The organism is Ensifer sp. 1H6 (assembly GCF_001976035.1).
In the GTDB taxonomy this organism is placed as follows: Bacteria; Pseudomonadota; Alphaproteobacteria; order Rhizobiales; family Rhizobiaceae; genus Ensifer; species Ensifer canadensis.
This window is the reverse complement of record NZ_MOAI01000001.1, coordinates 83154-97022: the sequence shown is the minus strand read 5'-3', so window position 1 is coordinate 97022 and position 13869 is coordinate 83154. Positions and strand designations below refer to the sequence as shown.

Annotated in this window: 6 protein-coding genes and 3 pseudogenes; 7 read left to right on the top strand and 2 right to left on the bottom strand. The window is 61.3% G+C overall.

Going from position 1 to position 13869, the window contains the following annotated elements:
* Nucleotides 1–2 precede the first annotated feature (2 nt).
* The 4 genes and pseudogenes from nirB to cysG form a co-directional block, all read left to right on the top strand.
* Nucleotides 3–2464 (top strand): annotated as a pseudogene (nirB, locus tag BKP54_RS00390) (nitrite reductase large subunit NirB).
* A 4-nt stretch (nt 2465–2468) separates the two neighbouring features.
* Nucleotides 2469–2804, top strand: coding sequence for a nitrite reductase small subunit NirD (gene nirD / locus BKP54_RS00385; RefSeq protein ID WP_025430172.1), 336 nt, complete (start codon nt 2469–2471; stop codon nt 2802–2804).
* Nucleotides 2805–2806: 2 nt separating this feature from the next.
* A pseudogene (locus BKP54_RS00380) lies at nt 2807–5463 on the top strand (nitrate reductase).
* Nucleotides 5435–6568: pseudogene (gene cysG / locus BKP54_RS00375) on the top strand (siroheme synthase CysG); the annotation flags it as partial. The pseudogenes BKP54_RS00380 and cysG, both read left to right, overlap by 29 nt.
* 208 nt (nt 6569–6776) lie before the next feature.
* On the opposite strand, the gene nadE reads toward cysG, so the two are convergent.
* Nucleotides 6777–7619 carry an ammonia-dependent NAD(+) synthetase gene (nadE, locus tag BKP54_RS00370; RefSeq protein ID WP_025430169.1) on the bottom strand — a complete coding sequence of 281 codons (843 nt, stop codon included), beginning with the start codon at nt 7617–7619 and terminating at the stop codon, nt 6777–6779.
* Between the two features lie 45 nt (nt 7620–7664).
* Nucleotides 7665–8069, bottom strand: a complete 405-nt coding sequence (locus BKP54_RS00365) for a GFA family protein (RefSeq protein WP_025430168.1) — start codon at nt 8067–8069, stop codon at nt 7665–7667.
* Nucleotides 8070–8251: 182 nt separating this feature from the next.
* On the opposite strand from BKP54_RS00365, the gene BKP54_RS00360 reads away from it, so the two are divergent.
* The 3 genes from BKP54_RS00360 to aspT all read left to right on the top strand — a co-directional run bounded on the left by BKP54_RS00360 (nt 8252) and on the right by aspT (nt 13676).
* Nucleotides 8252–9346: a YihY/virulence factor BrkB family protein gene (locus tag BKP54_RS00360; RefSeq protein WP_025430167.1), complete on the top strand. Its 1095-nt coding sequence runs from the start codon at nt 8252–8254 to the stop codon at nt 9344–9346.
* Nucleotides 9347–9966: 620 nt separating this feature from the next.
* Nucleotides 9967–11661 (top strand): SulP family inorganic anion transporter, encoded by a 1695-nt coding sequence (locus BKP54_RS00355; protein WP_025430166.1) that lies wholly within the window; start codon nt 9967–9969, stop codon nt 11659–11661.
* 323 nt (nt 11662–11984) lie between these two features.
* Nucleotides 11985–13676: an aspartate-alanine antiporter gene (gene aspT, locus BKP54_RS00350; protein WP_025430165.1), complete on the top strand. Its 1692-nt coding sequence runs from the start codon at nt 11985–11987 to the stop codon at nt 13674–13676.
* The last annotated feature ends 193 nt before the right edge of the window (nt 13677–13869 follow it).

Genomic DNA, 13869 nt, shown 5'->3' with positions numbered 1-13869 from the left:
CCATGGCTCATCAAACGCCCGAAAAACTCGTCATCATCGGCAATGGCATGGCGCCCGGACGCATGCTGGAGCACCTGTTCGAACAGCGCCGGGGCAATATCAGGTCACGATCTTCAACGCCGAACCGCGCGTCAACTACGACCGCATCATGCTTTCGCCGGTCCTTTCCGGCGAAAAAGACTACGAGCAGATCATCATCCACGGCGATGGTTGGTACATCAAGCACGGGATCACGCTCTACAAAGGCCACAAGGTCGTGGCGATCGACCGCGCGAAGAAGACTGTGACCTCTGATCACGGTGTGACCGAAAGCTACGACAAGCTTGTCATTGCGACAGGCTCAGTGCCCTTCATTATCCCGGTTCCCGGCAAAGATCTGCCCGGTGTTATTACCTACCGCGACCTCGATGACGTGCAGGCAATGTTGCTTGCCGCGCAGTCGCGCGAAAAGGCTGTCGTCATTGGCGGTGGCCTGCTCGGGCTTGAAGCGGCCGCCGGACTTGCCTCGCGCGGTATGGATGTGACCGTACTGCACGTGATGCCAACTCTGATGGAGCGCCAACTCGATCCGGCGGCTGGTTATCTCTTGCAGAAAGCCGTCGAGGAGCGCGGCATCAAGGTCATCTGCAGGGCCAATACCAAGGCAATCATCGGCGATGGCAAGGTCGAGGGAATCGAGCTCGACAACGGCACGATCATTCCCGCGACACTCGTCGTCATGGCTGTCGGCATCCGGCCGAACGCGGGCATCGCCAAGGAAGCCGGCCTAGCGGTCAATCGCGGCATCGTCGTCGACGACGGCATGCAGACCTCCGATGGCGATATCCTGGCGCTTGGCGAATGCGCCGAGGTCGGCGGCATGGTCTACGGCCTCGTCGCACCACTCTACGAAATGGCGCGCATCGCCGCATCGCATCTGGCGGGCGATCGCTCGCCCGCCTTCGTGCATTCCGACACGCCGACGAAGCTCAAAGTCACCGGCATCAACCTGTTCTCCCTCGGAGACTTTGCCGAAGGCGACGATCGCGAGGAGATCGTGCTGCGCGATGCAGCCGGCGGCGTCTACAAGCGGCTGGTGCTGAAGGACAACCGCATCATCGGCACAGTGCTTTATGGCGAAACCGCCGATGGCGCCTGGTTCAACGATCTGAAGAAGAAAGCCACCGATATCTCGGAAATGCGCGAAACGCTCATTTTCGGCCAGGCCTATCAGGGAGGGTCCCCGCTGGACCCTATGGCGGCCGTTGCAGCCTTGCCGGATGATGCAGAAATCTGCGGCTGCAACGGCGTGTGCAAGGGCAAGATCGTGGCGACGATCCAGGGCAAGGGACTGACGTCGCTCGACGATGTCAGGGCGCATACGAAGGCGTCCGCTTCCTGCGGTTCGTGCACTGGGCTCGTTGAGCAGGTGATGTCGCTGACGCTTGGCGAAACCTACAATCCCGCCGCCGTCCAGCCGATGTGCACCTGCACCGAGCTTGGCCACGACGATGTCCGCCGCCTGATCAAGGCCAAGGGCCTGAAGACCATTCCCGCCGTGATGCAGGAACTGGAGTGGAAGACATCCTGCGGCTGCGCCAAATGCCGCCCGGCGCTCAACTACTACCTCGTCTGCGACTGGCCGGACGAATATGCCGACGACTACCAGTCGCGCTTCATCAACGAGCGTGTGCACGCCAATATCCAGAAGGACGGCACCTACTCCGTCGTTCCGCGCATGTGGGGCGGCGTCACGAATTCCGGGGAATTGCGCGCGATTGCCGACGTCGTCGACAAGTTCGAGATCCCGATGGTCAAGGTCACCGGTGGTCAGCGTATCGACCTGCTCGGCATCGAGAAGGAAGACCTGCCGGCCGTCTGGGCCGATCTCGGCAAGGCCGGCTTCGTGTCGGGCCAGGCTTATGCCAAGGGCCTGCGCACGGTGAAGACCTGCGTTGGTTCCGACTGGTGCCGCTTCGGCACCCAGGATTCCACCGGCCTCGGCATCCGCATCGAAAAATTCATGTGGGGGTCCTGGACGCCGGCCAAGCTGAAATTGGCCGTCTCCGGCTGTCCGAGAAACTGCGCAGAAGCCACCTGCAAGGATATCGGTGTCATCTGCGTCGACAGCGGCTTCGAGATCCACTTCGCCGGTGCAGCCGGGCTCGACATCAAGGGCACCGAGGTTCTTGGTCTGGTGAGGACCGCGGACGACGCCCTCGAACATATCGTGGCGCTGACGCAGATGTATCGCGAGCAGGCCCGTTATCTCGAGCGCATCTACAAGTGGGCCAAGCGCATCGGTCTTGAAGAAATCCGCCGGCAGATCATGGACGATGCCGAACGGCGCAAGGCGCTCTTCGACCGCTTCGTCTTCAGCCAGAAATTCGCCCAGGTCGACCCATGGTCGGAGCGTGTCTCCGGCAAGGACAAGCACGAGTTCCGGCCGATGGCGACGGTCGGATTTTCAGAAGCAGCGGAGTGAGGGGATGGACATGAACTGGATCTCAATCGGTGACATCTCCGACATCCCGCTTCGCGGCGCACGCTGCGTGCGCACGCCCGAGGGCAAGATCGCCGTCTTCCGCACCGCCGAAAACGAGGTCTTTGCGATCGAAGACCATTGCCCGCACAAGGGCGGGCCGCTGTCGCAGGGCATTGTCCACGGGACGGCCGTCACTTGCCCGCTGCACAACTGGGTGATCTCGCTCGAAACCGGCAAGGCGCTGGGTGCAGACGAGGGGGGCGTGCGCACCATCCCAGTGCGCAACGATGGCGGTGCGCTGTTTATCGCACTCGAAAGCCTGATGATCGCGGCGGAGTAGTCATGGCAACCGAAGTCAAAACCACGTGTCCCTATTGCGGTGTCGGCTGCGGCGTGGTCGCGACGGTTGGCGATGACGGCGGCATCGGTGTGAAAGGCGACCCGGATCATCCGGCCAGCTTCGGCCGGCTTTGCTCCAAGGGGGCAGCGCTTGGCGAGACGCTCGATCTCGACGGGCGGCTGCTCTATCCCGAGATCGGTGGACAGGCCGCGGAGTGGGATGAGGCGCTCGACCTCGTCGCCGATCGCTTTTCGCAGGCGATTGCCGAGCACGGGCCAGATTCTGTCGCCTTCTATGTCTCCGGTCAGTTGCTGACCGAGGACTACTATGTCGCCAACAAACTGATGAAGGGGTTCATCGGTTCGGGGAATATCGACACCAACTCGCGCCTTTGCATGTCTTCATCGGTGGCCGGTCATCGCCGCGCCTTCGGATCGGACACCGTTCCAGGTTGCTACGAGGATCTGGAGCTTGCCGATCTCGTGGTGCTGACGGGCTCCAACCTCGCCTGGTGCCATCCGGTACTCTACCAGCGCCTCGTTGCTGCCAAGGCTGCACGGCCGCAAATGCAGGTCGTCGTCATCGACCCGCGCCGCACCATGACGGCCGATATCGCCGACATGCATCTGGCGATCCGGCCGGATGGCGACGTCGCGCTCTTCAATGGTCTATTTGCGCACCTGGCCTCCAGCCCGGCTTTTGATCAGGGCTACATTTCGGCGCACACCAGCGGATTCGCCGAGGCCTTCGCCGCAGCAAGCGCCTTCGATCAAGCCACACTGGCGCGACTAACTGGGCTCGCCGAACAGGAACTAGCCGCCTTCTTCCAACTTTTCGAGAGCAGCGAAAAGGTTGTCACCTGCTACAGCCAGGGGGTCAACCAATCGGTCTCCGGCACCGACAAGGTCAATGCCATCATCAACTGTCACCTGGCGACCGGCCGCATCGGCGACCCGGCATGGGACCGTTCTCCCTGACGGGCCAACCCAACGCCATGGGCGGCCGCGAGGTCGGCGGTCTTGCCAATATGCTGGCCGCCCATATGGACATCGAGAAGGCGGGAGACCGCGATCAGGTCAGACGTTTCTGGGGCGCGCCGGCCATCGCCGCAAGACCGGGCCTCAAGGCCGTCGACATGTTTCGCGCTGTCGCCGACGGGCGCATCAAGGCGATCTGGATCATGGCGACCAATCCGGTCGTGTCGATGCCGGATGCCGATGCGATCGAGGCGGCGCTCAGGGCCTGTCCCTTCGTCGTGGTCTCCGATGTCATCAGGCAAACAGATACGACCCGTCATGCGCATGTGCTGTTACCTTCGCTTGGTTGGGGCGAGAAGGATGGCACCGTTACGAACTCCGAGCGCCGCATCTCCCGCCAGCGCAGTTTCCTGACGGCTCCTGGTGAAGCCCGGGCGGACTGGTGGCAACTTGCCGAAGTCGGCAGCCTCATGGGTTTTGCCGGCGCCTTTGCCTACGCATCGGCATCCGAAATCTTTGCCGAACATGCCGGTCTTTCCGGTTTCGAGAACGATGGCCGGCGCGATTTCGATGTCGGCGCCTATGCCGAAATCGATGGTGCCGGCTATGATGCACTCATGCCGTTCCAATGGCCGCAGCCGCGGGGCACGGCAAGTACTGCGACGCGCTTCTTCGCCGAAGGCGGATTCTACCATCCGGATGGTCGCGCGCGCTTCATCGCGACCACAAGCCAGGTCGCCGATCGCGTCAGCGATGCCTTCCCATTCGCCCTCAATACGGGGCGCGTTCGCGACCATTGGCACACGATGACCCGGACGGGAAAGAGCGCGCGGCTCTCCGCCCATATCGGCGAACCCTTCGTCGAGATCCACCCCCGCGATGCGATGGAGCTTGATCTTTCTCCGGCTGATCTCGTGGTGCTGGAAAGCCCTTTTGGTGCGGTGGTCGTCCGAGCACTGATCACCGACCGCCAGGCGCGCGGCAATCTCTTCGTGCCGATGCATTGGAACGACCAGTTCGCGGCTAAGGCGCGCATCGATGCCTTGGTGCCGCCGATCACCGATCCTGTTTCGGGCCAGCCCGCCTCCAAGAACGTTGCCGTTTCCGCCCGCCGTTTCTCAGCCTCCACCTATGGATTTGCAGTCAGTGCCGCAAGGCCGGAAGGGCTTGATTGCGCCTATTGGGCCCTGGCCAAGGCAAGGGGCGGGTGGCGGCTCGAACTGGCGTCGCAGACCGAGCCTGATGATTGGGTCGCGTGGTGCCGACGCATCTTCGATATCCCGGCGGATATCGAACCAATCGGCTATGCCGACGGGCCGTCCGGCCATCGCCGGCTTGCCTTCTTCGATGGCGCCAAGCTGTTGCTGGCGCTTTATCTCGCGCCAGAACCCGTCGCCGTTGCCCGCAGCTGGGCGGTGGAGCAGCTCGGCGCCTCGCATGCCGATCTGCGACTTCGCTTTGCGCTCGTGGCCGGCCGACCGGGTGCGGATAAGCCCGATCCGGGAGCAACCGTCTGCTCCTGTTTCAATGTCGGGATCAACCAGATCGTTGCTGCCGTCCGTGGCGGCTGCCGCTCGGTCGAAGCTATCGGCCAGACGCTGAATGCCGGAACCAATTGCGGCTCGTGCCGCGCCGAGATCAGGGGGATCGTCGATGGATGCCTTGCTGCTGCCGCGGAATGAAAGGCGCCTGCGCGCGGACCCGCCGCGCATGATGCCTTTAGCGAAGCTGCCCGTGTTCTTTGCGCTCGAAGGCCGCCGTGTCGTTGTGGCCGGCGGCTCCGACGCCTGCGCCTGGAAGGCGGAACTGTTGGCGGCCTGCGGTGCCGAGGTGCATGTCTATGCACCGCCTGAGGAAATCGGAGAGGCCTGCGCCCGCCTGTTCGAGGCCGGTTCCTCTCACCCAGGCGGCAGGTTCACTCATCACCGCGAGGCCTGGACAAAGGAAGCGATCGCTGGCGCGGCGCTTGCGATTGCCGACTGCGAGGGCGATGAGGACGCGCGGTCCTTCTTCGAGGCGGCCAATGCGGCTGGCGTGCCGGTCAACATCATCGACAAACCGGCCTATTGCCAGTTTCAGTTCGGCTCCATCGTCAATCGCTCGCCGGTCATTGTCGCAATATCGACTGACGGCGCCGCGCCCATTCTTGCCCAGGCGATCCGCCGGCGCATCGAGACCTTGCTGCCGCCGGTCCTGAAGGATTGGGCGTCGCTGGCACAGGCGATCCGCGACAAGGTCAATGCGCGCCTCAAGCCCGGCGCGGCACGCCGCGCCTTTTGGGAGCGTTTTGTCGATCGTGCCTTTCAGGAGACACCGGAGGAGGGTGTCGAGATGCGGCTGGTGGCGGAGATGGATCGCCTTGCGGCGAACCGGACCGACACCGGCCGCGTCACGCTCGTCGGTGCCGGGCCGGGTGACGCGGAGCACCTGACGCTGAAGGCGGTGCGGGCTTTGCAAGCAGCCGATGTCATCCTTTTCGACGATCTTGTTTCCGATGAGGTGCTGGAGCTTGCCCGGCGCGAAGCCAAGCGTCTGCTTGTCGGCAAACGTGGTGGGCGCACGAACTGCAGCCACGAAGACCTCAACGACATGATGGTATCCTGGGCACGTGCCGGCAAACGGGTTGTCCGGCTGCAATCCGGTGACCCGGCGATTGTCGGCCGTGGCCGCGAGGAGATCGCCCGGTTGGAAGAAAGGGGCATTGCGGTCGATGTCGTCCCGGGCATCGCGGCGGCGAGCGCCATGGCGGCACGCCTGTGCGTCCCGGTTGGAGACCGGGATCATAGCGATCCCATCTTCCGTTGGGCGTGACGACGCAGACCGCCTTGATTGACAACGATCGCAAGGCGACAGTTGAGGGACGCATCTTAGATGCGCATTTCGCGCTGTGGTTCTATAGGCAGCAAACCGCCAGCAGCGTCGTCATTTCCTCTGGGACCGGCCGCTGCAGCATCTCTGTCATTCGCCCTGGGCGAAGCGCCACCATGAACTCTGATCAAGGCGCCGCTGCGGGATCCGCGCCGAAAGCAGGGCCGATCGGCAGCGCACGTTTATGTCCGCTCCCCCGATAAGCTGCAAGAATTCGCTCGGCGGCAGACTTGCTTATGGTCTTTCCTTCGAGGAAGTCATCGATCGCGTCATAGCCAATTCCATAGACCTCTTCATCGGGCTTCAGCGGGGCGTCTGTCTCCAGATCGGCTGTGGGGACCTTGGAGACGAGATCGGACGGTGCGCCCATGTAAGTGGCGATGGCGCGTACCCGTCTCTTGTTCAGCCCACTGAGAGGGACGACATCTGCGGCGCCGTCTCCGTGCTTGGTGAAGAAGCCCATCAGGGCCTCGGCGGCATGGTCCGTTCCAATCACCAGCCCGTTTGCGGCACCGGCGATCGCGTACTGGTAGATCATCCGCTGACGCGCCTTCACATTGCCGAGGTGGAAGTCGTCGCGAGCCGTGCCAAAAAGATCGCCAGCGGATTTTCGAACCTCAGTGAACAAAGCGTCGGCAGCCGGTTTGACATTTGCTTCCAGGCCAAGATCGGGGTTGATCACCGCCAGACATTCGCGAGCGGCCGCTTCGTCAGCCTGTGTCCCATAGGGCAGCCGAACGGCGATGAACTGCGCGAGATAGCCGTCCTCGCGCAACGCCCGGACGGCGGCCTGTGCAAGCAAGCCGGCAGTCAGGGAATCGACCCCACCGCTTATACCCAATACATAGGCCCGGGCATTTGCCTGTCGCAAATAGCCGGCCAAAAAAGCAATCCGCTCTCTTGCTTCCCTCTCTGCATCGAACGCGCCTGGCACGCCGAGTGCCCGAATGATCTCGAATTGCTCATCCACTGACCAATTTCCGGTCAAATCTGCCTCCCATTCGACGCGGACGCGTCAAGCGCTGTCATCGCCTGTTCGTCTTGTGTGGCGGTCTTCCCAATGTTGCTCGGCGCCCGGCACTGGGGCAAGCCAGGGCTCACGTCTCTTCACCCACAATTCATAGGTCGGAACCAGTTTGGTCGGTGCATCGTTCAAGGTGCCAAGCTGGACCTCGGCTTCATCTTCGTCATAGGCAAACATGTGGGAGCTGCAGCGTGTGCAGAAACGCTGTCCGTTATGGGCAAGCGTCGTCTCCCCGCTAGCGGCGAAATCGTCTCTGGCCCAAATGGCGTAGAATGTGAATGCCGATCCGCTCTCCCGACGGCAATTGGCGCAGTGACAGATACCAACTCGGATGGGTTCGCCTTTCACCTCGTATTTGACCTGCCCGCAGAGGCAGCTACCTGATCTCTTCGTCATGGTTGTGGCTCCGTTTCCCTCCACAGGCGGGGGCTGGTTCGATCATCAATGACTCACCGGGATCCAGATTGCCATTGCTGGGCCTCGAAAATGAAGGGAGCCAAAGCCGGTAGTATTTGCCAAGCCCAATGCATCCAAATGGAGGGTCAAACGTTGACGCCTTGAAATCATCGGAGCGTCTGATGTTGCCGAAACGCATCACAACGGATCCTGCGGCGGCAATAGCCGTAGTTGCGGTAGCGATGGTCGCCGTCAGTTTCCTTTTATCCCGGCAGACAGCGATACGCGCGCGAGGAGTATCGATGTCCAATGACCAGCATTCGATTGTGGAGGATGAGCACGGACGCTATGCATCGGTGCCGGAACAATTGCCAGCGCGAGGTTTGCGCGATGTGTTTTGGCGAGTCGTGCATGAGGTTGCTGAAGATCGGGTGGCTTTCGTTGCGGCCGGAGTGACCTTCTACTTGCTGCTCGCCTTGTTTCCAGCGCTTGCTGCTCTCGTATCGCTCTATGGGTTGATGGCAGATCCGGCCGTTATTTCCGACCATCTCCGCGACCTGGCAGGCATGCTTCCACCCGGAACGTTCGAAGTTTTCTCGGAGCAACTCCATGCCCTTGTCGAGCGGCGAGACACCACCCTCGGGATAGCGTTCCTCGTTGGGCTCATGATCGCTGTCTGGAGCACGCACAACGGCACTTTGGCTGTGTTTGACGCAATGAATGTGGCCTATGAGGAAAACGAGAAGCGTCGCTTCGTCAAATTGAACCTGATAGCGCTTGCGTTTACGTTCTGCGCAATACTCGCCGCAGTCTTCCTGATAGGCGTAATGGCGCTACTGCCTGCGATCCTGCAACTTGTCTGGCTCGAGCCATGGAAGGAAACGCTGGCGTTGCTTGTTCGCTGGCCCATCCTCATGCTCGTATCGTTGCTGGCGATGACCGCCGTATACCGCTTCGGGCCCAGCCGGCAGCCCGCCAGGCTTAGGTGGCTGACCTGGGGCGCGCTCTTCTCCACCTTGGCCTGGGTAGTCATGACCCTGTGCTTTTCCTGGTACCTCGACAAGTTCGCCGACTACAATGCAACCTACGGCGCTTTAGGCGGTCTCGTTGGGTTTATGATGTGGATCTGGTTATCGGTATGCATTCTGATCGTCGGGGCCGAACTCAATGCCGAACTCGAGCACCAGACATCTCGAGACACTACGACTGGCGCTCCACTGCCGATGGGAGCGCGTGGAGCGTACATGGCCGACAACATTGGCAGGATCGTCAACTAGTAAGCGCCAGATCAATGCGGCGCGGTGCAATCTGTCGGTTCGCCTACAAGCCGGCGGCGGGCGGTGTCTAAATCGCGCGGATACTTATTGTTGAGGACGAAATACTCGTTGCCACGCTCATTGAAGATACGGTCAGCGATCTTGGCCATCAGATCATTGGGCCGGCGATGCGGTAGAAGTCGCCTTGGCTGCCGCGGACAATGAAGACTTCGATTTCGCCATCCTGGACATCAACCTGGCCGGCAAACAATCATCCCCCGTGGCATACCGCCTGACGGAGCGCGGGATACCCTTCATGTTTGCCAGCGGATACCCGCGTTACCGGCCTGGTCGAGCCTTGCCTCGATGCACCGACGGTTCTGCATTTAGGCGCACGTTCTCGTCTGAAGCATGCATTGTTTGTGGCGAGCAAAACTGGCTGCCGCCTCCTGCACGCCGGTGCTCACAATGCGAAACCCGAAATTTATCCTCGTCAAATCTAAGAGGGCTTGGCGAGCGATCGTGATCGTGTTCAGATTGTTGCGCGTGGGGATCTCCGGGGTGGCGAGCGGATGATTCTGCGCTGTCGTGGCAAGTGATGGTCGTTTTGACCTGGCACATAGCCATAAGAGGGCAAGATAATGGTCCCGTTACCGCATGCCGACCAATCCGCCCATTCATCGGCCGGTACCCTGCGCCCGGACATGATCGCGGGCCTGACGGCGGCTGCCGTGGTGCTGCCGAAGGCCATGGCCTATGCGACCGTTGCCGGCCTTCCTGTCAGCGTCGGGCTCTACACCGCCTTTGTACCGATGATCGTCTATGCCCTGCTCGGCACCTCGCGCGTGCTCAGCGTCAGTTCGACGACCACGCTCGCGATCCTGACCGCGAGCCAGCTTGCGCTCGTCGTACCGGATGGGAACCCTGAACGATTGCTCACAGCGACCGCAACGCTGACGGCGCTCACGGGACTGCTTTTGATCGCGGCTTCGGCGCTTCGTTTGGGTTTCGTGGCAAATTTCATTTCGTCGCCGGTGCTCACGGGTTTCAAGGCCGGGATCGGCCTCGTCATCGTGTTGGACCAGGTGCCAAAACTGTTCGGGCTGCATTTTACCAAGGAGGGGTTCTTCCGGGATATTCTGAGCCTCGTCCACCATTTGCCCGAGACGTCGCTCGTTACATTCGCAGTCGGTGCCACGGCGCTGGTGCTCCTGCTGGTCATGGAAGGCCGTTGGCCGCATTCTCCGGCTCCGCTCGCTATAGTCGCGGCCGGGATAGCGATCTCGTGGTTGGCGGGCCTTGGACCGGCAGGCGTCGCCACAGTCGGGCACATTCCGCAGGCTCTGCCTTCATTGGTACTGCCGAATATCGACCTGGTCCTGCAGCTCATCCCTGGGGCGTGCGGCATCGCATTGATGAGCTTCACCGAGACGATTGCTGCCGGGCGAGCCTTCTCGGTCGCGGGGGAGCCTCCGATCCAGCCAAACCGCGAACTGATGGCGACGGGCGCTGCCAATCTGGCCGGCGGGCTGTTCGGCGCGATGCCGGCAGGCGGCGGCACATCGCAGACGGCGGTGGTGCGCGCCGTCGGTGGGCGCACACAAAAGGCCTCGCTGGTCACGGCAGCGGCGGCAGCGGCGACGATGCTCGTTCTTGCACCGTTGCTCGGCCTCTTGCCGCAGGCCGTGCTCGCGGCCATCGTCATCGTCTACTCCGTCGGTCTCATCAAACCCACCGAGTTCGTCTCGATACGCAAGGTTCGCCGGATGGAGTTTCGCTGGGCACTCGCCGCCTTCCTCGGCGTGCTCTTGTTCGGCACGCTCCAGGGCATTCTGGTCGCTATCACTCTGTCGCTCGTCGGTCTCTCGGGCCAGGCGGCAAACCCGCGCGTCCATGTCGTAGGCCGCAAACGCGGCGCAGACGTCTTGCGGCCGCTTTCGGCCGAGCATCCAGACGACGAAACCTTCGAGGGAATGCTGATCGTGCGCCCGGAGGGGAGGCTCTTCTTCGTGAACGCCCAGCAGGTCGGCGACCGTATTCGTACGCTGGCCAATGAACAAAAGCCGCGCGTTCTGATGCTGGACCTTAGTCGCGTTTTCGACATCGAATACTCGGCACTCCAGATGATCATTGATGGCGAGCGAAGCCTTGCGCGCGGGGGCATCGAACTCTGGCTCGCAGGCCTCAACCCGGATGTGCTCGCCTATATCAGGGCATCGGGGTTTGCCGACCAGCTTGGCCCTGACCGCATGTTCTTCAATACCCGCTCTGGTATCCGCCACCACCAGGACAGCCTCACGGTCGCGCCGTCACAGCCCGGTGCGGCAACGACCTGACGTGTCGGCGCACCGGGATCCGGCTTTCGCGCTTCACTGTGTTTGTTTTCGGCCGCTCCTCCTGGAGCATAGTTCCAAGGCGTGGATGCGCCTTCCGACCAAACTCGGGAAGTAATGACGCATCAATCAGTTCAAGGGCCAGAAAAGAACCAAAACACTGTGTGTTCCTTGGTTTGGCGCCGTATTTGAAAGTTTCGGATATCATACTATTTTTATTCTGAATAACGCCTTGAAACGAGTGTGTAAGGGTGTATTCTCGCAGAAATAGCGATGAGGATTTAGTCAGATTTGGTTCCCGATTTCCGAGTAACAGGGGAAGCTCTATGATTGACTGGTTTGTAAATACGCTTCGCACTTATCCCGAAATTGCAATATTTCTCTCTTTGGCGCTTGGATACTACTTCGGTTCGTTCACCTACAAGGGCCTGGGCCTTGGTGCAGTGACCGCCACGCTCGTTGCTGCCGTCATCATCGGGCAGATCGGGATCACCATATCGCCACCGCTCAAGGCTACGTTCTTTCTGATGTTCCTGTTCGCGATCGGCTACGGTGTCGGGCCGCAATTCGTGCGCGGCATTGCCAAGGATGGCATCCCGCAGGCATTGTTCGCCGTGGTTGTGTGCGTCTTTTGCCTCGGGGCGCCCTTTATTGCCGCCAAGATAGCCGGTTATGATGTCGGTTCCGCGCTGGGGCTCTATGCCGGTTCGCAGACAATCTCCGCGTCGATGGGTTTGGGAACGGACGCAATCAATCGTCTTGGTCTGGCACCGGAAGAAGCCAAGCGGCTGCTGGACGCGATGCCGGTCGCCTATGCCGTCACCTATATTTTCGGCACGGTGGGGTCGGCTATTGTGCTGGCCCTGATCGGCCCCGCGCTGCTGGGTATCGATCTGGAGGCGGAATGCAAGCGCTACGAGGCGGAACAGGGCGGCAAGAAGGAAGTTGGCGGGGCGGGAACCGCTTGGCATCACTACGAGTTGCGCGCCTATCGCGTTCGGGAGGGAGGGCCGGTCGTCGGCAAGACGGCACGTGAAGCCGAATCCTTGATCCCCGAGCAGCGGGTTTTCATCGAGCGTATCCGCCGAGGATCGAAGATCGAGGATGCAACGGCGGACACGGTCATCCAGGCGGGCGATGTCGTTGCCGTGGCAGGCCGACGCGAAGTGCTGGTGAGCCTGATCGGTCATGCTGCAGAAGAAGTCGACGATCGCGAGTTGCTGGCCGTTCCTGTGGAAGGTGTCGATGTCCTTGTCACGACCAAAGAAGCGAACGGGAAGACGCTGGCCGAATTGGCGCAATGGCCGTCATCGCGTGGCGTGTTCCTGCGCCGGATCGCGCGTGGTGCCACGGCGACGGAAATTCCGATCCTTCCGAACACCCAGATCCATCGCGGGGACATTCTGACGATCGTCGGACGGACGCAAGATACTGCCGCGGCCGCCAAGGCACTCGGGGTGGCCGACCGTCCGAGCGACGTTGCCGACGTCGCGTTCATCGGCGCTGCGATTACAATCGGCGCTTTGATCGGCGCACTCGTCTATAAGGTCGGCGATGTGCCATTTACGCTGTCCACATCAGGGGGGGCGTTGATCTCCGGGCTCTTCTTCGGTTGGCTGCGCTCCGTGCGGCCGAAGTTCGGACGCATACCGACATCGACGGTCTGGTTCATGAATTCAGTCGGCCTCAATGTCTTCATCGCCGTGGTCGGCATATCGTCAGGGCCAGGCTTTGTTGCAGGCCTGCAGCAGCTTGGTTTCAGCCTGTTCCTTTGGGGCATTTTCGCAACGACCGTGCCGTTGGTACTGGCAATGTATGTCGGGAAATATGTGTTCCGGTTCCACCCCGCCATTCTCTTGGGGTGCTGCTCCGGCGCGCGCACGACGACTGCCTCCCTCGGCATGATCAACGATCGCGCCAAGAGCCAGATCCCCGGGCTCGGCTATACCGTTACCTATGCCGTCGGCAACACCCTGCTGACGATCTGGGGCATGGTGCTTGTGATGATGATGACCTAGAGCTTTTCGAGGAACAGTGCGAAGCGGTCTTCTGTCAGGAAATGCGTAAAGACAAAGAGATAGTGCGTTTGCGACTCCGTTTAAATCGGAAACGCTCTAGCGACCTGTTTCGGACCGTAAGGGATCGTCTTTCGAAGTGCATAAGTCTCATTTTGCGACCGGAATTGTAGCTGCCACTGAGTGAGAGCCGCGG

Bases quoted from the DNA above. Each gene is read 5' to 3' on its own strand.
- BKP54_RS00360 (WP_025430167.1), top strand. From the start codon at position 8,252: ATGTTGCCGAAACGCATCACAACGGATCCTGCGGCGGCAATAGCCGTA.
- BKP54_RS00355 (WP_025430166.1), top strand. From the start codon at position 9,967: ATGGTCCCGTTACCGCATGCCGACCAATCCGCCCATTCATCGGCCGGT.
- aspT (WP_025430165.1), top strand. From the start codon at position 11,985: ATGATTGACTGGTTTGTAAATACGCTTCGCACTTATCCCGAAATTGCA.
- BKP54_RS00365 (WP_025430168.1), bottom strand. From the start codon at position 8,069: ATGACGAAGAGATCAGGTAGCTGCCTCTGCGGGCAGGTCAAATACGAG.
- nirD (WP_025430172.1), top strand. From the start codon at position 2,469: ATGGACATGAACTGGATCTCAATCGGTGACATCTCCGACATCCCGCTT.